Below are 21,041 nucleotides of genomic sequence, written 5' to 3' on the forward strand. Positions count from 1 at the left end.
AGGTATTCTCCCATAAAGAAAAGGGGGAAACAAATTGGTAAAGTATTTAGTTTTATCAGATCAAGATAAGGATTTACTTGTAAAATTACATGATTTTATTTATTTAGATTCAGAATTTATTGTAGAGCATGTACTCACAAATTATTATGGGAAACCCGCTGTTATGCATAGGCTTAGAACACTAGAAGATGCAGGGTATATTAAGAGTTTTACAGTTCCCATAGAATTTGCAACAAAACCAGTAAATGTGTATACCTTAACGATGTTTGGAGTGGAAATTGTAGAACAAATTCAAGGGGTTGTAAAATGGAATCGACACTGGACAACGAGAATTGCTCCTTGGTATCAACATCAATTAATGCTTAATCGGATTGTTGTATGTTATCAAAATAAGGTCAGTGAATACGAATTGGAATTTAAAGATTGGATTCCAGAATCGCGTGCAACATGGCAATATTCAAAAGATAAACCAGATGTGATTAAACCAGATGGGTTAATGATCATTGGTCCAAAAGGAAGTTCCCAAAATTTCGGTTTATTTATTGAATTGGAGCGTAGTGTAGCAAAGCGACAAAATACAGTTCAAAAGACGATTCGTTACAATGATTTTTTGAATAGGGGACAAGAGACACTGGATGACTATGATATGCATGTGTGTTTTGAAGCACCTGTAACGGACTGGAGAGTTTTATTTATAGGTGGGAACGAACCTAATTCGCAAAAGACAATTCGAGATATTTTAAGTGTAGAAACAATAGAAAAAATGCAACTTAATATCCCTATATTAGTAGCTAGTCGTGGAGATATTGAAAAAAATCCGTTTGGAGAAATCTATATTGATGTACTAAAAGATCCAAAAACTAAAAAAGAATTATAGGGGGAGGGTTATGCTTCGATCTATTTTTAAATCACTTATATATATAGCTGGCATTTGTTTCGTGGGAAGCTTTATTTTATCAGCTTTCCCCGAAACAAGGGGTGTTTGGGAATTTGCAAAACAACAGTTTTCAGCGTTTTACAATTTAGGAGTTGCGCAGTTTGGGATGATAGGAACTCTTATTATCATTGCAAGCCTTGTGTTTCTATTACAGGGGAAGAGGTGATGACACTTTGCAAAAGTGGGGAAAAGTAGCAAAACAAAAGTCGGAATCTTCGAATAAACTGTCATTTCGAGAAAGAATAGCAAAATGGAAAGAAAAAAAGAATATTTACTCAGCTAAATTGTTAAAACGAGATGAGAAAGAAAAGGCTCAAGAAGTCAAAATGATTAAACGTGCAACATTAAAAAAACCTGTTGTAAAACGTATTTGGAATATTTTGGCTATTTTTTCGCTTTGTATTGTTGCTTTAGGAGTGTATAACGCATTTCGCCACAATGGTAAACTTGAAAATCTTCAAAATCAAATTACAGCAACTAAAAAGGTGAATGCAGAAGGCGTACAGGAAAATTTAGCGATGCGTTCAGGAGTTGAATATTTTGTACAAAATTTTATAAAAGAGTATGTGACTGTTAAGCCAGGAGACGAAGCACAAAAGGGGAGACAGAAGATACTGAGTAAATATCTAGCACAAGGATTAGATAAAGATGCTGGTGTCGATTATCAATCTTTAAATGGTGAGCAAATTTACAAAGGTAGCCGCATTTTAGAGGTTGAAAGTGCGGGGAAAAATCAAGCAAATGTATATGTAGATGTTACCACGGAGTTTGCACCAAAAGACTCACCAGATAAAAAACAAAGTCGAGTGTATTATCTCATTCGAGTTTATGGTTCATCAGATGGATATACAATTGTAGATTTACCGCAACCTTATATGCCAAAGAATGGTGCTAATAAATCCATTCAAGATAGATATGCTAGTCTTTCGAAAGACATGAAATCTGAACAAGAAGTACGAAAATTTCTTGAATCGTTTTTCAAGACGTACACAGCAAAAGATCGTGGAGATGAAATTAAATTCTTTTTCCGAAATGCAGCTGACATTCAATCTCTACAAGGTTTGATGGAATATGTAAAAGTTGAAGATGTAAAAGTGTACCCGATGCAAAAAGAAAAACAGTTCCTTGTACAGTGTAGTGTAAAACTGAAACAACCAGTTTCAGGAGTAATATCAGAACATAGCTTTGAATTTACAATAGATCGTAAGGGGGAGGGGAAGTTTGAAATTTTAAAAATGCAACCAGTATCCTATGAAGTGAAATAAAAAGGAGGATGATGTAAAATGCAACATTTATTAGACGTATTAATGTTAGGAAATATTGATATAACAGGTGTTAAAGGGAGTGGGAATAGTAACGTTTTAAGTACGATTCAAACAATTTACGTGTGGGCAGTGTTAATTATTATTGTGGGATTAGTGTTGTTTAAAAAGTTTCGTGCAGCAGTTGGGATATTAGTGGTTGGTAGTATTCTTGGAGTATTTGTATATGGTCCAGATAATATTATTTCTTTAGGAGATAGCCTATTGAAGTTCTTCGGACTGAAAGGTTAAGGGTGTCAGAAAATGCATAGATACAAAGGGTATTGTACAAGTACTTTGTGGCGTATACCAAACTTGATTCGGGGATTTGCAGGAGGGAGGGAAGGATTTCAACTTCCCTTTTCTCTTACTGTGACGCAAATTTTAATTATTTTGGTTTTATTCTTCGTAAGTTTACCGATTTTTATTATAGCAGCACCTGTAATTGATAATAAGGTGGCTCGATTCGTTGTAGTAAGTTTGATTTTGCCTAGTTTCTGGGGATATTTGATTGGTGGGCAAACAAAAGAGAATATGAATATTTTACGCTATTACTACATTAAGCGAAGAACCAGACAAGAACCGAAAGAAATGATACGTTTTGAGGAAGTAGAACAAACAAAGATGATTCATATCAAAGGAGAAATTCGTTTGCAACGTGGGAAATTGTAAAAGAAGGGGATGGATCGTATGAATTTTCAAAGTGACATTGCCGCAGTGTGTGGGAATACAATTTTTACAGAAGATAAACGAGAACAGAAATGGTACGAATTTTCAGGATTTCATACAAGTTTTGATTCTGAAAACCAGCTAGCCCTTCATTTTCAAGATTTACGTCGTTTATTTAAGGAAATAAATAGGGAAATTCATTGTTTGATTGTTCCGGTGAGGCAATCACTCGATGATGTAAGGGATCAATATTTAGAAGCGGTACGTGGCAATCTTCGTGTAGTTGCTAAAGAACATGTAGATGCAATTTTTGATTATTTAAAAACAAGTTCGGAATTGGGAGCAGAAGAGAATAAGAGTAAATTTTATATCGGAATTGAACTTACAAAAGGAACTGTAACTGATGAAGACGATGAAATGTCATTTGGTGAAATCTTTGAATATATTTCGGATTGGTTCAAAGAGAAATTTCACAAGGTGCGAGGGAAAAGCACATATCTAACGGTAGAACGTCTTCAAAGAGCTTTGCGAGCGGGAAGAGAAGTGGATAATGTATTAAAGGCTTTTCCTTTTCATTTTAAAAAATTAAGCTGTGAAGAAATGGGGAAATTAATTCCTTGGATGTTTAATTTAGGTGTACGTTATCCGCAAGGTTGGAAGGGCTGGGAAGAAAGATTTACACCTATTACAAATAAAAAAGGTGAAATTATTGCACGTGTACAAACGAAAGAAGAAGTTTTGAATTTACAGATGACAGGAATTGAAAATCCAAAAGGTAGACGACATCTTACTTTGCATCAAACAGATGCTAAAGGGGGGAATCATCAAACACACGTCTCTTATTTACACCTCGTAAAAATGCCGGATACAATCTATTTTCCGGACATAAGATGGCTTGAAAATCTTAGGAATTTACCCTTTGGCGTAGGTGTTAGTTTGAAAATGACATATCAAAGTCCAGACAAAAGGATAGCGAAATTAAGACGCCAGAAGGATAACTTAAAGGACCAAGTAGAACATCTTAGACAATTTAATGATGAGGCAAGTTCCAACGTATATGAAGGGCTGGCATTAGCTGAAGAAGTTATTAGTAATGTGGAAAAAGAACGAGATGGAAGTTATTTAATGAGTGCAATTTTTGCAGTTAGTGCGCCAAATCTGGATTTACTGTCTGTACGTGTGAAGGATTTAATTGAAGAATATGCATCGATTGGCTTTCGATTACAAAATACTTATGGTTTACAACTACGTAGTTTGATGGAATGTCTTCCGGGATCGAAAAGATATGTAACGGAATTTATACAGGATGTAGACGTGAATGCGGTCACCGCAAGCTTTTTTGGGAATCGTCAAGAGTTAGGGGATGACTATGGAGCGTATCTTGCAAGGACTTTAGAAGGGAAACCAGTGTATTACATGCCTGGTTTGGCAGCTTCAGGTACAGTAGCTACGCAGTCTCTTGTTATGGTTGCTACAGGGAAAACTGGTGGTGGAAAATCTGTTGGTGGGAATCATATTACCTATGAATCAGCTCTTGCCGGTGCGAAAGTTATGTTGTTGGATCCGAAAGCGGAAAGGAAAAATCTATGTCATTGGGACGAGAAATTAACCGAGTTAGGGACAGAATTAAATTTTATTTCCTTTACCAATAAAGATGAAGACGCAGGAAAATTAGATCCATACCTTCTGTTTGAAAATCGACAAGATGCAGGAGACATTGCACGAGAAATCATTAATTATCTTTTAAACATTAATATACGAAACAACAGTATGCAAAGTTCTGTTGTAGCAAGAGCTGTACGACAAGTATCTCAACGTAAGAAGCCTTCTATTCGTTTTGTAAAAGAAGAATTAAGAATAATTGCTACAGATACAGAAATGACAGAAGAAAAGAGAAATATTGCCTTAAACTTAGCGAGTACTTTAGAAGAATTAGAATCTATCTCACTAGCGCGTCTTATTTTTGCAGAACCAACGAATACCGATAATGTATTAAATTATGCTAACCAATTAAACGTCCTTCAAGTTGATAATTTACACTTACCGAACAAAGACACACCTCCAGAAGAATATTCGGAGGATAATATTATCTCTGTTGCGATTCTCTTTAGTTTAACAGCGTATATGATCAGATTTATGAAAATGTTTCCCAATGATTTAACTATGATTGCAATAGATGAAGCTTGGAACTTCTTCCAAAACCCAGCTGGAGAACGTTTAATAGATAAATTATTCCGTGAAGGGCGAAGTTTATTATCTCCAATCCTATTAATGACTCAGAATTTGACGGATATTCCAGAAAGTATGAGAGGGCAGATTGGGATGTCATTTCATTTTCGTACTGATGAATCTCGTGATATTGAAGCGATTAATCAGTTTTTAAGGTTAGATGATTCAAGTGGACTGGAAGGAGTATTACCAAAGTTGGCATCTGGATATTGTGTATTTCGAGATTTACAAAAGCGCACAGGAATTATGCAAATGCGTGTTTTACAAGATCATTTATTTGATGCTTTTGATACATCTAAGGATATAAGAGAAATTGCCAAACGAGAAAATGAAGAGTTGGAAAATAGAGAAGAAGTTATGCAATAAAGCACAAAGGGGTATAACATATGAAAAAGTTTTTTGTAATGATAATAGTAGTATTGTTGTCAGGATGTGTGGATGAATCATCCACACATCCTGAAAGAAAGGAAGCAAGATGTGAAGATTCAAAGGCCTGTAGTACAGCGTTAAAATATGTTACTTATGATGAGCAAGGGGCAGCTCATAAATTATTTGAAATGCAATTGACAGATGAAAATGATAAAGATAGTCAACGATATAAAAATGAAGCTGATGCAAACGAGCATATCAAACCAGATTATGAAAAGTTTAAAGATAAAAAGATTACAAATTATGCTGTATTGGAATATGAAACAATAACTAATAAAGTGTTTATATACAAATTTAGATTTAAAAATCTTCGCGAAAATAAAGTAATTAACCGTTACCTAAGGGTAGAAAAGATAGATGGTAAGTATTTGGTTAAACGATACAATAATTTTGTTCCAAATTCTACGATTACTAGAGGAGATAAAATAGTTCCTTATGTAAAATATTATGCTAAAGGTATGAGTCTACAAGCAAAAGAAGAGTTAGAGCCGAAACCAATTGAAAAAGAATAAGAGGTGTAGTTATGAAAAAGCAGTCTCGATTTCTTAGGATTTTGTTAATATTTGCCATTTGTTTTATATCTCTTAATATTTCTGATGTATCAGCTGAAAGTCCTAATGTAATGGATGAATTAACACCTAAAAGTGATTTGCCTGAAACTTCGGCTCCCATTGTAAAATACAATGAATATCCAATTGATCATTACGAATTAGATGTTTATATAGATAAAGAAAAAAAAGAAGAAGGTTTTTTAGATAAGATTAATATTTTTAAACTCGATGAAAAAGTATATAGTAACATTCAAACGATGCAGTATGAAATATTAAAGGGGATATGGTATGCGTATTTAGTTACAGTAAACTTTGGGATTTATCTTATGGAGCAAGCGTTTACCTTTGATTTAGTGGGGTCTACCTTAGAGTATGTTTCAGTTTTTATTTCACAAATTGGAGGGAAGTCAGGGGTAGGACAATTTTTATCTTTTATGTTGATTTTAACCGCTGGATGGTTAGTTTACTCATTCGCAAAACGTGAAATTCGAAATACATTTACAAGCCTAATTGTAGCGGCCCTTTTATCAGCGTTTTTTACGGTTTATGTGCAAAATAGTGATTCTGTTATTCGAGAATTAAATGATACAGCGAACACTATTTCTAACACTATCCTATCTTCTTCCACGTATTCATTAGATGAGTCAGCGGCGAAGTCAGAACGAACACCAACGAATAATGAAATACTGAGGGAATCGCAATATAAGGATGCTCAGTCCGCTAAATATGGATTATCACGTATTCGGAATTTAATGCATGATCTTCTGATTGTGAAACCTTATCTTATGTTGGAGTTCGGTACAACTAATTTAGCGGTGATTGGTGGAGCGAAAAATAAAAATGAGTATAACAGCCAGAATATCGATGCCGGAAAAGAAAAAGTAAAATCGCTGTTGAAAGAAAAGCCGAATAGTAATGATCGTACAGATTTTGTTGAAAAAAATGTGAAAGATTCACTTTTTTCACCAGAAAACACCAGTCAACGTATTGTATTAGCTTTCCTAGTATGGATTCCAGCTATCGTAATTTTAGTTATGGTCGGCTATTTATCCGTATTAACACAAATTTTCGGTATTGCATTTTTAATTACGGCTGTAATGGGTGTGTTTATCTTATTGCTAGGAATTTTTCCAGCATGGCGAGGCTATGTAAAACAGTGGGGTGGAAAATTACTTGCTTTTCTATCCATGCGTGTAGTTTATACATTTTTGTTAATATTAATGTTTAGTTTTACGAACATAGCGTATAAAGTAGCAGAAGGAAACTTTTGGTCATACGGACAGACAGTGATAGCGATTTTAATTATCTATGCAACAGCATTCTTTTTACAGAAAAAACTATTTGGTTATAAATTGTATCGCAAACACAAAGATCAAGCTAAAAGTTTTATACGAGAACGAGTTGATGAAATTAGAGGTAAACGCAGGCAAGAAGAGCAACAGCATGGATATAGTCCAGGAACTTATTCGCCAGCGTATGCAAATAGTACTGGTGGATGGAATGGAGCACAAAGTCCGCGAGTTGCGAATGCTCATGACCAACGTCGTATCTCTAGAGTGCAAGACTTAATGCAGAAACAAAATCAAAATTCTAAAGTGGCTCCTCTAAAGAGAAACAAGAACAATACATCTACCTCAAATGACCAGACTTCAAGAAATCCATTGTTACTGAAAAATAAAAAACACGAAATGAGTAATACGCCTATAAAAAAAGAAGAGCAACGAGAATTCAGCAATAATCCGCAAGATACATCTAATACAGATACTAATCAGATACAGAAAAAACAACAAAGACATCTTTCACAAGAAAATGCTCCATTGAAAAAACAACCGAAACCACCAGGAAATTATCGTCAAGATGAGAATGATTCATCCTCCAATCAAGTTGCTAATCAGTTACAGAAGAAACAGCAAGGTCACTTATCACAAGAAAATGCTCCATTGAAAAAACAGCCGAAACCACCAGGACATTATCATCAAGATGAGAATGATTCATCCTCCAATCAAGTTACTAATCAACTACAGAAAAAACAATCAGAAAGTCGAAATGAAGACGAGAAACGTATTAACAGATCTAATGTTATTAAGTTAACACAAAATCAAGATACAACACTTGAAGACTCAAAGATTGATAGAAGTCGAGAAATAGAGAAGATGAGAAAGCAGTCTAATGAAGATTCTAAAGCTGATGATCAGTAGGTGATACTAATGAAAAAATGGTTTATAGGAATCGGAGTTTTGGGAGCCATACTTTTTATAGTTTGCTCCCTAATTTTTATTTACTTTTTTACTGGTGCTCTTCAAGAGGAAGAGGAAGGAAAAAAAGAAGGTGCGTCACCTATTATTAGCAGTAACGGATTGACGGTTTGTCGACCAGGTGGAAAAACAGTGGCAGCTGAAGATTTGCAGCCACATCTAGGTGGCGTATTTAGTGGGCAAGCGCAAGCTTTTTTGAATGCTGGAACACAAAACCAAATTGATCCTGTTTTACTAGCATCTATTGCGAAATTGGAAACAGGGAATGGTACTTCAAATGCAGTGAAAAATTATAATAATCCAGGCGGTTTGATGGATCCAGGAAGTTCACAAATGAAAGGTTTTATGAAGTTTGGAACACTCGAGGAAGGCATTAATGCGATGGCACGAAATTTATATAAAAACTATATTGGGATGGGTATTATAACGATTGATGCTATTGGTGCGAAGTATGCCCCGCCAGGAGCAGCGAATGATCCATTTGGAACAAACGGAATGTGGCCTAAGCTTGTAACGAAATTCGTTAGTGAAATGGGCGGTTTATCCTTTAATTGTGAACCAAATAAGCCAGATGGTGGAGGTGTTGTAGACACTGGAACAGCAAGTTCGTATGGTTTTATTAAACCAATTGCTCAAACAACAGTCACAAGTCCATTTGGTCCACGGTGGGGTACAATTCATAAAGGAATTGATTATTCTTGTCAGGACGGTGCCACCGCAATTGCCGCGTCGAAAGGTGGCATTGTGGAATTGGCGAAATTTGGCGAGGGCGGCAGTGGCTTTGGCGGATACGGAAACGTCGTTGTCATTAACCATCAAAACGGATATTGGAGTTTATATGGTCATATGTCGTCTATTACAGTCCAGGAAGGGCAAAACATTGGTGTCGGCCAGCAAGTAGGTGTTTGTGGGAAGACAGGGCAGGTCACAGGACCACACCTACACTTTGAAATTAAAACATCTTTCAAATTTGGGCAAGTAGACCCGGGACCATATTTACCAAATTAATATAGGGGGTTGAGCGTTATGGAGAACAGAAATGTTCAAATTGTAGTAGTTATTGTGTTTATTCTAGCTTGTTTGTTAAGTGTTGTAATGTGGGTACAAAACAAAAATCTTAGAAATACTTCTGAAAAAGAAAAGCGAAAATTAACAGTTGAAATCACGATGTTAAAGCAAAATAATAAGGAACTGGAAAAGCGTATTGAAGATTTAAAGGAAAATACACAAGATAAAGCGCAAGGGGTTGCCAAAACATTTGTAGAAATGTTGTTAAAATACGATAACAGCCAAAAGCAGAACCCTAATATTGATAAAATTAAAAAGATGGTAACAGATAAGGCAAAACAAAAGTTATTTGAAACGCCTCAAGATGCACATGGCAACGCACAAGTTCCTGGGATTCATGTTATTACAAATGCAGAAGTAACAGATATGTATTATACAAAAACAGCAGATAATAAAGCGGATGTAACCGTCAAATATGATTATATTGTTGATACAAATGGTACCGTGCAAAGGGAAAAACATACGATGAAACTTAATTTGTTACTACAGGATGATAAAGAGTGGTTAGTGGAAGATTACACATTTCAAATCAATTCTGGAACAGAAGGGCCATAAATTGAAGGGGTGATAAAGTGGATTTTGCAAAATGGAAGATGGATGCCTGGAATGTTATTAAATCATATATGATAAGACACTGGTTTGTCATTTCAATTTCTGTCATGCTCTTGTTATCAATTTGGCTTTATAGATTTACGTATAGTAGCTTTCTAGCTGTTGTTATCTTTGGATTAACGTGGATTTTAGCAGCTTTCTGTTATAACAAAAATGTAGATGAATCGCTTGTTAAATTTCGTAAGAAAAAGGAAAAGCATATGATGTACACAGTTTTAAGGGTATATACAAATGATGAATATTTTAAGGAACATATGGAAAATGAAGAATATTTTCATTCACAAGTAGTGAGAATGGAGAATCGTTTACTGGATATGAAACAGGATTTAAGTATGCAAATTCCGTATTATCCTTATGAAGAATTTGCATACTGTTACCATTTTCTTCTTGACCAGGACAATGAGATATATCTCATTGCTGAGTATGGTGAGGAATGTATAGGATGTTAGATATTATAATAGGTGTGTTCGTTTGGTTGGTAGTTGTGGGTGCTACATTTATCTTTTATCGTAAATTTTCATTTTCAGAAGATAAGCTATATCGAAAAAAATATGATGAGTATGGATTTTCAATTTTAATTATAGGAATAGCATGTATGTACCTTGTAAAAAAATTATTAGCAGCCTATTTGATATTACAAGTGATTGCGACAATTATAGCTTTATGTACAGTTGGGATTGCAGCAGCCTTTTTGTTGAAACAAACTATATACGATTATAAAAATAGAAGATTCCCATTTCAACGAAGGTGAAACCCCCCCTTAAAAATCAATTTTAAGGGGGGTTGAATTTGTGTTAAATATAATAGGTGTTATTTGTAGTAAAATAGATATATAGAGGCGTTAAGGGGGTTAAAATAAATGTTAATAGTAGCGAGGTGTAAATATGGCAAGAAGTACAGAATCGATGCCTAGAGCAGTGTATGTTTCGGAAAATGAGACGCGGTATATTGAACCTCCAGAGGCTATATTGATGCGTCAATTGGGTGAAACTTCTGGATATACACTTTACTGTGAGAACTACTTAAAATGCGATTGTACAGCTAATGTGAAGGTTGTAAATAGAACAGAGAAGCAGGCGTTTTATTTGAAGGCGAATGAAGGGCATTGTCCTGATTGTTCGTATCTTTTAGATACTGTTTCGATTAAGGATCGAATCCGAAATGTACCAAAAGACAAAAAAATAGTACTTAAAATTGACGAGAGTGATATGTTTGAAGTTAGGGAAAAAGTAATCAAAACCGAAGAGAACGGAAATAATCCTAAAAAAGCAGGCAAGGTATTAACAGTTCCAGAAAACATTATTACAAGACAGGTCGCTGGGACCAGGAACACCTACATTCGGACAGTTGGGGATCTTATAGAATTATTGAATAGTAAAGATGAAACAATGATTAAATATACATTAAAACAGCTATATACTACAAATATGCTTTATAGCAGAGGAAATTATGAAGAAATATGGAATAAACGGCCAGAACATTCTTTTATTGTTGAGGGATATCTCGATCAAGGTGGATTGAATTTGTTAGAGGAAAAAGGGTATGTATATGCCTTTTCAGCCTATAAAAGTAAAAAAGCGGACAATGATATTCGAATTATGTTGGTTTATAATGGGAACGGTAAAAAACGATTTCAACAAACTGTGAAAAGTTTAATTGAATGGATTGATAAAGAAGTAGAAGGAAGGAGAAAGCTTGCTCTTATAAAAGGGAATATTGTTAATTTTTATGAGGAAAAGAAAATTATCGTATTACATGTAAAAGATATTGATATTAAATATCGAAAGTATGAATATAAGCCAGACAAGCAATCTTCACAACAAGAAATACTACAAGAATCTTCTCTTGCAGAAGTTAAACGAGAAATAAAAGAAGAACCCATCCCAGAGGTTAATCCAGAAAATAAACCCGTAGAAGTGAAAACGCAATTGATTGAGTCAAAGCAACAATTAGATGTATACACAGACGAATTTCTCCTTCAATTTATCAACTCACAACAATTGCAGAAGATGAAACAAACAAATGTACCACCATTACCATTAAAACGGTGGTTTGCAGAAGAAAATACAGGGGATACGGAAAAATATGTTTTAGTTCCAATGGGAAAATTTATGGGAGTTGCGAATACGAAAAGAAGTGAGGGAAATTGGTTAAATCAGTTATATGGTTTGAATAGAACTACACAAAATTTAAAAAGGATTCAACAGGGTGGTATCCAACAATTTAAAGATTTGATAATAAGAAAAAATGCAGATGTTGTTTTTAATTACTATGAAGATTTAGATGTTTATTATGTGGAAGAGGGCGGAACACATCGGAGTGTTATAGCAAAAGTTTTAAACATTGATTACATGATGGCTAGAATTGAAGTATATAAGTCTAATGGTCATCTGGAAAAAGAGCAAAAATTATTTAGAGAACAGTTACATCAATTAGAAAGTATTATTAAGGAATTAGGTTTTGTGACTGAATACAATAGTTCTAAACAGACTATTGCTATATTTTCTAATCATCATCAGCTTATTACTGTTTTGGAGGATGTAGTTTACCCTACGTTTTATCAGGAAGGAAAAAATCATTTTCAATATTGGTTATTGGTATTTCGAAAATTAAAAGAAGAGGGCGTTAAAATTAGTAAAAAACCATATTTTTTAAGAAAATGGATTTTGTTTTACAAAAAGAAAATAAATACATCTTCTCATGAAGAGTACTACTTTCATATGTTAAGAATTTATACATTAGCAAAAAAGTAAAACGAAATTTATATGCTTTATGAAAGCAACGGAGATTAATGTGAGATTGCAACTAAACTACAAAAATATAGGAGTTTTTGCAACTATGTTGAGAAAGTAAGGAGTTCAATTTATATATTTATAATTACATGATAATATTTATTTGAATATTTTAAAAAATAAAATAGAGAAGGGGATATGATGAGCGTACAAGTAGTTTCTAAGGAAGAAATCACAAAATTATTACATGATTGGTATCAAGAAATGCGTGTACAACACGTACTTAAAGCAGGTCAATTAAAAAAAGATATTGATAGTAAGATTGATAAGATTGAAGAAAACCAAGACATTCTTATTTATTATTCACTATTAGATTTTAGATATAAGATGCTGACGGGTAACTTCGAACAAGATTTAATTAGTTTGGGAAATTTGGATAAAATGGATGCTTTTTTAAAGTATTATTATCATTTCTTTACATTTATTTATGCTACGGAAGTAGGAAATTACAGCGATGCAAAGAAACACTGTGAACTAGCTGAAAAATTACTTATAGCAGTTCCTGATGAAGCTGAAAAAGCTGAGTTTAATTATCGTGTATCTCTATTTCATTATTACGTATCTCAGCCTTTGTTAGCTATTCATTACGCTACAAAAGCCCAGGAGTTTTTCTCTAAAAATAAAGGGTATGAGGTTAAAACGGGAGCATGTAAAAATACGTTAGGAATGTCTTGTATAACGTTAGGACAGTTTGAGTTGGCAGAAGAATACTTAATCTCAGCGTTAGATACTTTCACAAAAGCAGATGAATATGCATCAATTTTAAAAGTACGACATAACTTAGGTTTGCTATATGCCGACCAAGATCTTTCAGAACTAGCGATACGATATTTGTCTGAGGTTTTCCAAGAAGATCTACATATTAAAACAAATTACCTATTGGCAAGAGAACATTTCCGCTTAAGCCATTATGAAGAAGTAAGAGAATACATTGAAAAAGGGCTAAAATCATGTGATAAGGAGTATTATTATCACTTTTCGATTTTAAAAGCTTTAAACGAAAAATGGCCTGTTGAAAGTTTAGATCTTATGATATCAGACGCCATTTCATATTTTAAAAGTCAAGAATTATGGAAAGATGTACAATCTTATGCCGAAGAATTAGCGATCAAATGGTATGAGGTAGGCAATGAGGGGAAAGCAAGTCGATATTTTTATATGAGTTATGAAGCTAAAAAAATATTGAAAAAGAGGGGATCATTAAAATGAAAAAAATGAAATCAGGTTTATTAGTTTTAATGACTGTGGCTGTTGTATCTGTTGGCTTACATGAGATGATTTCAAAGGAGTTCAAATCATTAGAAAAAAACAATGTAATTCCTGTTCAATATGAACATGGAAGAGGTATTTAATGGGGACAAAAAAGAGCCTGCTTTTATGCGGGCTCTTTCTTGTTATGGGGTAAATGATACATTTGATTTATAATTTACCAAAAAATATAAAAACATTAAATTTTCCCCTGATTTGCTCATAAATAGATTTTTGTCCAAATCCCAGAAACGGAGAATAAGCTTACGTTATTTCGATATTGTACCTAGTGACAAAAAGTACACTTTATTTCTCACATGTAATCTTCAATTGTCTCCCAAATAACATTAATTTTTGTAGTTTCAAAGCGTCTAAATAGGGTTGATAAACTAATTGTACTCTCGTTTTTTAATTCATTATAAGTTAACCTTCTATTGTGTTTTTTGTATATCCGAACTAATTCTCTTTTACAAGCACTTAATTCAATAGGCTTTTTTCCACCTTTATAATCATGGCGAAATCCGCATTCTTCCCTTAATTTTTTAATTGTCGAAAAGTATTGACGATATACATCAAGTGAAAATTCAGTCTGCTCAGTTAGCTCACGCATAGTAGCGGCACGCCCTAATTTTTTACTAATCATTGTATATTCATGTCGCAGTAGTTCTCTTGAAATATCATCATATTTTTTGACTTCAATTAGCTGTTTACAACAGAATAAAATTTCTGGCCAACTTTGATTTAATCGTACTTTTAACGTATCGCTATAAGGAAAACGGCTCTTATTTCTTTTCGTGTTATAAACATTCTTTCTTGTGGAGCCTATACGATTAAATTCGTAATTCAGTTGTTCATAGATTATCTCTCTCGGAATGTACTTTAAATGGTTATTTAAATCATATAGACCAGATTTGACAACAATTTGAGGGAAAGTTAAATTGAATTTTTTACGCAATGTCTCACTTGTATAATGCAATTCACCTTTCTTTGCATCATATACTTCCGCAGTTTTAACGTCTTCTTTCGCTAAAACCTCTTTTACATGCTTTAATAATTCACTCTGACTACATAAAACTTCTTGTTTTAATCTTATTGACTTTTCATTTGTATACTTCATACGTCACCACCAAATGATTGATAAGATTCATGTCGTAACAAGTTGTTGTTACATTAATTATAATCTAAATAAGTTTTAAAAAATTATAACATGATGTTAAAAATTGTTATTTTTGTTTTGTAGGGATAAGGATTGGGGGAAGGAGAATCTTTTTTCTTTATGTACAAAAGGTTCACGGATTTTAGACGAACTGTTATACTTTGAATGCACAATGTAGCAAAATCACAAAGGATGAAGAGACAGCTAGGCAGTGCTGTCTCTTTGTTTATATTGGTAAGTCCATGGAATTATGATAGAATGAGTACAACTGTATAACGTGGGGTGGTTGGTTGCTGTCCTTTCTCTTATATGTTAGAGAGAAAGGAGGTGACTCCTATGATGGAATATTTACTGTCTTTGCTACAGGATCTGTTGAAAGTTTTTTTAACAATCCTTGTTACTGGTTTTGGAAATAGACTGGTTAGCGATATGAGCAAAAAACGTAAAAGAACCTCCCTACGCCGTCGGAAGCTTAAGAGAGGTTCGAAAAAAAGAAAATAGTATTTAGTAACCAATCGTCTTGCGACTACAGTTACCAGGAGAGATGTTGTCGCATCTCTCCTTTTATTTTATGTGTTCTAGGAAATACTTATGCTTTAAGTTGATACTTATATTATAGCATTTTCAAAATTGATTGCAAATTCCACTGCATGATGAGGCATATTTGTTTTATACGAGAAATATAAATTTTTTCACAGATTTCCGTCATATTCCCCTGGGATCTCCACCTCAGCTTCAAATATCGTTTCATCTTCTTCAGGATTTTCATCATCTACATATTTTCTACACTTGGCGTATAACCAAATATTCATCGGACGATTATTGACCACTTCAATTTCATCAAAGTCAAAATCCACATGTCTATCTAAATAATCTTCAATAATTTGTTGTAAATCTTCCTCATTAATCTCTATTTTTCGTTCCACAAAACCTTCTGTACTATAATATTTGACTGGATACACATCACGCATTGGTATCATCCCTCTTTCTTGTCTTATGCATAAAAACAGAGCACATCTTATGAGTGGTAAGACATGCTCCTTTCAGAAAATGTGCGATTTGAAACCTATATTATCCCTACTAAGGCTTATTGTACAAATAGAAACCGCAAGTCCATCATACCATACGGCAGGAAAACACTCACTTGTATTTTCATTTGAATCAATCGAGATTTTATAGTCTGTTTAAAGCATCAGCGGACATAATAGAGGTAGTGACAGCGTTGCTCTAGCCTGCAAAGTAACTTTTTGAAATAAAACATTTTTGGTATGCATTCATTTCAGTATCTTTTTATGATTTATCGGTTAAACTAATACCAATATAAATCTGTACTTTTGGTATTAAAAAGTACAAATGAAGTAGGAGTTGCTTTAATGGATGTTCAAGAAGATATTCAATCTATAAAACGCTATGTTGTCCGATTAAAGGAACAAGGGAAAACAGAATTCGAGATACTTGAAGCCATATATAAATGGGGTACGCAAGCCATAGTAGCTGAAGTATTAAACATTAGCATTAGAAGATTAAAATATCTATCTAAAAAGTATGGACTGAGAAAAAACGAAAGTTCGAGAATCACTCGTCGTTGCACACATTGCGGAGAAGAACAATCATTATCAAATTTTGATATTGTTTACGAGAATGGTAAGCCACGAAATAAAAGGGTTTGTTATGTTTGTCAAAGGGATTATTACCGTATAAAGTATATGCATAGAGTAATCGCTAAAAATTGGGAACAAGAACAAGTTAAAAGAGAAATTCACATTAAAGAATATGAATTAGAAGTTTTGAAAGGGCTATTACAATGATTTTTCAATACCAAAGACCATTAAATTTTGATGTGGGAGATATCCTGTTCGTTAATACAGGATAAAAAATGCCAACCCGTTACGAACTATGAAGTTTACAAAAGTAAGGAAATAGCAAATTGACACAAACCAGCTATACGGTGCTGTTCATGCTGAAATAGCTGGTTTTTTGATGAAAAAAATGCCAAAGAAAAACTTGCCAATTTTACAAAAACATATTATGATATGATTAATCTTTACAAAAACATCAAAAGAAGTTCATGAGGAGGGCATTGGAAATGACGAAAGGAGGACGACAACCTGGAGCGAAGGAACCGATTCGATCATTAGAAAAAATCAACGAAATGAAAGATTGGTTATTACGTCACTCATCGTATCGAAACTATTTTTTGTTTTATTTGGGTATTAACACAGGGTTACGAATTAGTGATATTTTACGTTTGCGGGTCAAAGACGTCAGAGGAAAAGAAATGATGAAATTGAAAATGGAGAAAACAGAACATACGGTTGAAGTATTTCTGAATCCTGTTTTGCAGCGAGAAATTCAGAAATACACAAAAGAAATGGCGGATTCTGACTGGTTGTTTCCAAGTCGTGTAGGAAATAAGCCAATTACGAGACAGATGGCAGACTCTATCCTACGAGAAGCTGCGGTTGCTTGTGGGATCGATAAAGATCATTGGGGAACGCATAGTATGCGAAAGACATTTGGATATCATTACTACAAACAAGAAAAAGATGTATATGCTTTAATGAAACTTTTTGGACATCAAACACAATCCGAAACATTACGATATATTGGAATTGAACAAGATGAGATGAGAAAAACAATGGATCGTTTTACGCTTTGAGTAAGGAGAGTTATATATGAAATGTGTAGAATTTGAAGTCCTACAGCGTTATGGATCACCTACAGTATACTTTTGCGAACATAATATGAAGCATAGCTGTTTAATTGCTCTTCCTTCGTTAAACTGGAGTTTTTTAATGGATTACGCAATTGATTTTAATGGTGAAAAACCTATGTTAATCAAGGCACTATCAACTTTTGTTTCTGAACATGATTTGGAAAATATTGCGGATGTATTTTACGATTTTGTTTTTAATGAATATGGAAGTGGAGTATAAGCGAGTGAAATAAAAGCAAAAGAAAAAGCCCTGGCTTGGTCGGGAAACTTCGACAGGACTTTTTCTAGTACGAAACTCTTGATAACTTAGAAAGGATGATTTGTGTTGACAAAAAAACTTTTAAGAATCAAAAGTGGTGAGTCCATTTTAACATACCCTCACCACAAATTAAAACCTCTCAAAAAATTTTACATTCTTATTTCAGAAAATTATAAAAAGTCAAACGCTTATTTTGGTATTGAAGAAAATATTTCCGATCAAGTTTTATTTTACGGTTTTTATGCTGTATGTATTTTTATGCTCCTTTTCACTTATCTCATTACAGGAACCCTATACGGATTTTAAAAAGAGGAATAACAAATGGCAAAAATAAAAGAATCAGATTTGTGAGGAAGCCTATATTTTCGATTTTAACCAGAAGAAAGGGGACAGAACAATGGTGCCAAAAGTTAAAAGTACAACGCAATTTATTGGGTTGGTATTATTGAGCGCTTTGATCGCTGTTAGCTTAGTAAATTAATTGGCTGTAATTTTTTAAGCAAAGGAGAATGAAAAATGAAGATATCAGTAATCGCATTTAAGGCTAAAAATAAAGAAAATCGATATTTATGTGATGGTCCCGATTGTGGGGATTGGACAGATGAGCATTTAGATACTCAAGTATTTACAGATGCGTTGTTTGTCATACGAAATGATTTGAAAAAGCCAACCGAAGAGGATTTGCAAAACTTTTATAAATTTATAGCAAGTCTGCCGATGTCTATTGAAGTGGAATTTATTAAAAATAATTATGATCCAATGGAAGTTGAATTAACACCAGAGGAATTAAAAATTATTCGTGAGCGTAATGAATGGTAAAAGGATGAGATTCTTAGGGAGAAAAGGAGGAATTTTTGGTGATGAAATCTGTGAAGGTTTTAAAAAGTGAAGAACTGGAAATTGGTACAGCTGATAAACTTGGTAATCCATTAAAACAATTTGATTTTGTGATAACAGAGGACGATTTTGAAGGGGTTAGTATCTGTCAAATTCTTTATAACGGGGTCACAAAAGAATTTGTTGCAATGAATTCCGCGGGATGGTGGGTACCATATAAAGATTTGGGTGTAACGCAAAAATTAAATGATGTGATTGCTAGAGAGTTTTTCGGATTAGAAAAATGCGGTGATTATTGGGGGAAGGATAATACGCCATTTGTAAACATGTACATTGAATATTTCGATGCAATTCATGAATCTGATTTGATCTTAGAAAGACTAGGTAGAAAGTATGACATTTTTACTATGAAGGAACAAGGTTGCTGGTACCTTACAGTGGATGGAAAGATATATACGGAAGAGCGTTTGGGGATAGTGGTATGTTTGGCAGCTATTAATACAGTGAGAAAGCCGGTGTAATAGTTTCCTGGGGGTGAATAAAGTGTACGTGTTTGATGTGTATTACAAAGTTAATGGAAAAGAACATAAAAAATCTTGGTTATTAGCATGGCCCGAAGAAGGTTTTCAGATGAAGAATGAAGTCCAAGAGATATTGAATGAAGAGTATAAAGAAAGTGTGACAGTCATAGAAACTGATTTAGAAGAGTTTTAGGATTATCTAGATTAAAATAAATTGAATATTCAGTCTAATTGTTGAGAGGGGATAATTAAAATGATAAATACTGTATTAGATGAGCAAATAGTTTATAATACGGGGAAAATACCTCAAATAAATAAAGTGAAAAAATTTATTATCTCATTAGAACCTAAGCAATATAGCACATTGAAAGGATTAGCGTGCTATGGTGAGGATTTGAATGAAATTGCTTCTGAATTAATACGAGAAGGGGTAGAGTTTTCATATATGGAAGATATTCCGGTATATGAGTATCAAGCGTATGAACATTTTGTAGAAATTGAATTACCGTATTTCGAACAACAAATACTGAATGAATTAGCTTTAAGACATGGTTGCTCAGCTAGGAAAATGGCATATACAGTATTAAATTTCATGTTAAAAGCACAGTAAAAACACCCTATATATAAAGATATAGAGTGAATTTACTATAGGGTATTCTGTTGGTAAATAACTTTTCACCGAAAGAATTTAGTCTGGTCCACTAAATTCTTTCTTTAATCGTATAACAAATAAACGTTATAGTTCAATAAATTTCATATGTTTTTTCAAATTATAAGGAGGAATTACATCATGAAAGGCGTCTTAGTTTGTTATGATTCGCAAACAGGAAATGTAGAACGTTTTATTTCTAAATTAGGGATGAAAGCGATCAAGATAAAGGAAAATATGAGAATAGAAGATGATTTTATCTTTGTTACGTATACAACAGGATTTGGGGAAGGGCCAGAGAGGACATTGAGGTTTTTAAAAAGTAATTATCAGAAGTTGTTGGCCGTGGCTGCGAGTGGGAATCGTAATTGGGGTCAAAACTTTGCAAAAAGTGCGGATATAATTGCGAGGATGTACCAGGTGCCTGTTTTGTATAAGTTTGAGTTATCAGGAACGGAAAAGGATGTTATACAGTGTAAGAGAAACATAGGTTTACTTCAACAAAATAAACAAGACGTAATATAGGCACCTAATAAGGTGCTTTTTTAATAAGATAAGAAAGTATAAGTTTTTGAGCACGAAGTGCGTCCTTGGAAAGCTTGCTATATAAGGGTTTGTGAACAATATGTGGCGTACGCACTATACTCAAAAGGACCGGGTGATTTCCCCGGTTTTTCTTAATAAGATAAGAAAGTATAAGTTTTTGAGCACGAAGTGCTTCTTTGGAAAGCTTGCTATATAAGGGTTTGTGAGTAATATATCAAGTATGCACTATGCTCAAAAGGACCGGGTGATTTTCCCGGTTTTTCTTA

Annotated in this window: 27 protein-coding genes; 25 read left to right on the forward strand and 2 right to left on the reverse strand. The window is 33.7% G+C overall.

Annotated features, from left to right (window positions below; all coding sequences use genetic code 11):
* Positions 1-34: 34 nt before the first annotated feature.
* From MHH55_RS35530 to MHH55_RS35600, 15 genes are all read left to right on the forward strand, one after another.
* Positions 35-877 carry a replication-relaxation family protein gene (locus tag MHH55_RS35530; RefSeq protein WP_340882777.1) on the forward strand — a complete coding sequence of 281 codons (843 nt, stop codon included), beginning with the start codon at positions 35-37 and terminating at the stop codon, positions 875-877.
* 10 nt (positions 878-887) lie between these two features.
* Positions 888-1,103, forward strand: a complete 216-nt coding sequence (locus MHH55_RS35535; RefSeq protein ID WP_340882778.1) for a hypothetical protein — start codon at positions 888-890, stop codon at positions 1,101-1,103.
* 7 nt (positions 1,104-1,110) lie between these two features.
* Positions 1,111-2,202, forward strand: coding sequence for a conjugal transfer protein (locus tag MHH55_RS35540; RefSeq protein ID WP_340882779.1), 1,092 nt, complete (start codon positions 1,111-1,113; stop codon positions 2,200-2,202).
* An 18-nt stretch (positions 2,203-2,220) separates the two neighbouring features.
* Positions 2,221-2,490 (forward strand): hypothetical protein, encoded by a 270-nt coding sequence (locus tag MHH55_RS35545; RefSeq protein WP_256425294.1) that lies wholly within the window; start codon positions 2,221-2,223, stop codon positions 2,488-2,490.
* Between the two features lie 12 nt (positions 2,491-2,502).
* Entirely contained in the window at positions 2,503-2,910 is a 408-nt protein-coding gene (locus tag MHH55_RS35550; RefSeq protein ID WP_340882783.1) for a hypothetical protein, read from the forward strand.
* Positions 2,911-2,928: 18 nt separating this feature from the next.
* Entirely contained in the window at positions 2,929-5,502 is a 2,574-nt protein-coding gene (locus MHH55_RS35555; RefSeq protein WP_340882785.1) for an ATP-binding protein, read from the forward strand.
* 20 nt (positions 5,503-5,522) lie between these two features.
* Positions 5,523-6,077: a hypothetical protein gene (locus MHH55_RS35560; protein ID WP_340882787.1), complete on the forward strand. Its 555-nt coding sequence runs from the start codon at positions 5,523-5,525 to the stop codon at positions 6,075-6,077.
* Between the two features lie 11 nt (positions 6,078-6,088).
* On the forward strand, positions 6,089-8,314 hold the full coding sequence (locus MHH55_RS35565) for a CD3337/EF1877 family mobilome membrane protein (RefSeq protein WP_340882789.1): 2,226 nt from the start codon (positions 6,089-6,091) through the stop codon (positions 8,312-8,314).
* 9 nt (positions 8,315-8,323) lie between these two features.
* A complete protein-coding gene (locus tag MHH55_RS35570) occupies positions 8,324-9,379 on the forward strand; it encodes a M23 family metallopeptidase (RefSeq protein WP_340882791.1) in 1,056 nt (351 codons plus the stop codon).
* A gap of 18 nt (positions 9,380-9,397) precedes the next feature.
* On the forward strand, positions 9,398-9,994 hold the full coding sequence (locus tag MHH55_RS35575; RefSeq protein ID WP_340882792.1) for a hypothetical protein: 597 nt from the start codon (positions 9,398-9,400) through the stop codon (positions 9,992-9,994).
* Positions 9,995-10,011: 17 nt separating this feature from the next.
* On the forward strand, positions 10,012-10,500 hold the full coding sequence (locus MHH55_RS35580) for a hypothetical protein (protein WP_340882793.1): 489 nt from the start codon (positions 10,012-10,014) through the stop codon (positions 10,498-10,500).
* A complete protein-coding gene (locus tag MHH55_RS35585; RefSeq protein WP_340882795.1) occupies positions 10,494-10,802 on the forward strand; it encodes a hypothetical protein in 309 nt (102 codons plus the stop codon). The genes MHH55_RS35580 and MHH55_RS35585 overlap by 7 nt, the downstream gene beginning before the upstream one ends.
* A 133-nt stretch (positions 10,803-10,935) precedes the next feature.
* Positions 10,936-12,804, forward strand: coding sequence for a hypothetical protein (locus MHH55_RS35590; RefSeq protein WP_340882796.1), 1,869 nt, complete (start codon positions 10,936-10,938; stop codon positions 12,802-12,804).
* A gap of 180 nt (positions 12,805-12,984) precedes the next feature.
* The gene (locus MHH55_RS35595; protein ID WP_340882799.1) at positions 12,985-14,052 is read left to right on the forward strand and encodes a Rap family tetratricopeptide repeat protein; all 1,068 of its coding nucleotides are present in this window, start codon (positions 12,985-12,987) and stop codon (positions 14,050-14,052) included.
* Positions 14,049-14,195 carry a hypothetical protein gene (locus MHH55_RS35600; protein ID WP_340882801.1) on the forward strand — a complete coding sequence of 49 codons (147 nt, stop codon included), beginning with the start codon at positions 14,049-14,051 and terminating at the stop codon, positions 14,193-14,195. The genes MHH55_RS35595 and MHH55_RS35600 overlap by 4 nt, the downstream gene beginning before the upstream one ends.
* Before the next feature lie 209 nt (positions 14,196-14,404).
* Here the strand turns inward: MHH55_RS35600 and MHH55_RS35605 are convergent, their stop codons facing one another.
* A complete protein-coding gene (locus MHH55_RS35605) occupies positions 14,405-15,208 on the reverse strand; it encodes a hypothetical protein (RefSeq protein WP_340882803.1) in 804 nt (267 codons plus the stop codon).
* 375 nt (positions 15,209-15,583) lie between these two features.
* Here MHH55_RS35605 and MHH55_RS35610 point away from each other — a divergent pair, with 375 nt between their 5' ends.
* A complete protein-coding gene (locus tag MHH55_RS35610; protein WP_256425587.1) occupies positions 15,584-15,748 on the forward strand; it encodes a hypothetical protein in 165 nt (54 codons plus the stop codon).
* A 191-nt stretch (positions 15,749-15,939) separates the two neighbouring features.
* Here MHH55_RS35610 and MHH55_RS35615 read toward each other — a convergent pair whose 3' ends face one another.
* Positions 15,940-16,218, reverse strand: coding sequence for a hypothetical protein (locus MHH55_RS35615; protein WP_098679912.1), 279 nt, complete (start codon positions 16,216-16,218; stop codon positions 15,940-15,942).
* Positions 16,219-16,620: 402 nt separating this feature from the next.
* Between MHH55_RS35615 and MHH55_RS35620 the strand changes: the two genes are divergently transcribed.
* From MHH55_RS35620 to nrdI, 9 genes are all read left to right on the forward strand, one after another.
* Complete coding sequence (locus MHH55_RS35620) at positions 16,621-17,055, forward strand: hypothetical protein (RefSeq protein ID WP_277548275.1); 435 nt, start codon at positions 16,621-16,623, stop codon at positions 17,053-17,055.
* A 278-nt stretch (positions 17,056-17,333) separates the two neighbouring features.
* Positions 17,334-17,906 carry a site-specific integrase gene (locus MHH55_RS35625; protein ID WP_340882807.1) on the forward strand — a complete coding sequence of 191 codons (573 nt, stop codon included), beginning with the start codon at positions 17,334-17,336 and terminating at the stop codon, positions 17,904-17,906.
* 16 nt (positions 17,907-17,922) lie between these two features.
* Positions 17,923-18,183 (forward strand): hypothetical protein, encoded by a 261-nt coding sequence (locus MHH55_RS35630; protein WP_340882809.1) that lies wholly within the window; start codon positions 17,923-17,925, stop codon positions 18,181-18,183.
* Positions 18,184-18,285: 102 nt separating this feature from the next.
* Positions 18,286-18,528, forward strand: coding sequence for a DUF3961 domain-containing protein (locus MHH55_RS35635; protein WP_340882811.1), 243 nt, complete (start codon positions 18,286-18,288; stop codon positions 18,526-18,528).
* Between the two features lie 210 nt (positions 18,529-18,738).
* Positions 18,739-19,041, forward strand: a complete 303-nt coding sequence (locus MHH55_RS35640; protein ID WP_340882813.1) for a hypothetical protein — start codon at positions 18,739-18,741, stop codon at positions 19,039-19,041.
* A gap of 41 nt (positions 19,042-19,082) precedes the next feature.
* The gene (locus tag MHH55_RS35645) at positions 19,083-19,580 is read left to right on the forward strand and encodes a hypothetical protein (RefSeq protein ID WP_340882815.1); all 498 of its coding nucleotides are present in this window, start codon (positions 19,083-19,085) and stop codon (positions 19,578-19,580) included.
* A gap of 22 nt (positions 19,581-19,602) precedes the next feature.
* Positions 19,603-19,773, forward strand: coding sequence for a hypothetical protein (locus tag MHH55_RS35650; RefSeq protein WP_340882816.1), 171 nt, complete (start codon positions 19,603-19,605; stop codon positions 19,771-19,773).
* 60 nt (positions 19,774-19,833) lie between these two features.
* Positions 19,834-20,190, forward strand: a complete 357-nt coding sequence (locus MHH55_RS35655; protein ID WP_340882817.1) for a hypothetical protein — start codon at positions 19,834-19,836, stop codon at positions 20,188-20,190.
* A gap of 180 nt (positions 20,191-20,370) precedes the next feature.
* On the forward strand, positions 20,371-20,754 hold the full coding sequence (gene nrdI, locus MHH55_RS35660) for a class Ib ribonucleoside-diphosphate reductase assembly flavoprotein NrdI (protein WP_340882818.1): 384 nt from the start codon (positions 20,371-20,373) through the stop codon (positions 20,752-20,754).
* Positions 20,755-21,041 lie beyond the last annotated feature (287 nt).

The sequence above is a fragment of the Bacillus sp. FSL K6-2944 genome, from assembly GCF_038005385.1.
In the GTDB taxonomy this organism is placed as follows: domain Bacteria; phylum Bacillota; class Bacilli; order Bacillales; family Bacillaceae_G; genus Bacillus_A; species Bacillus_A cereus.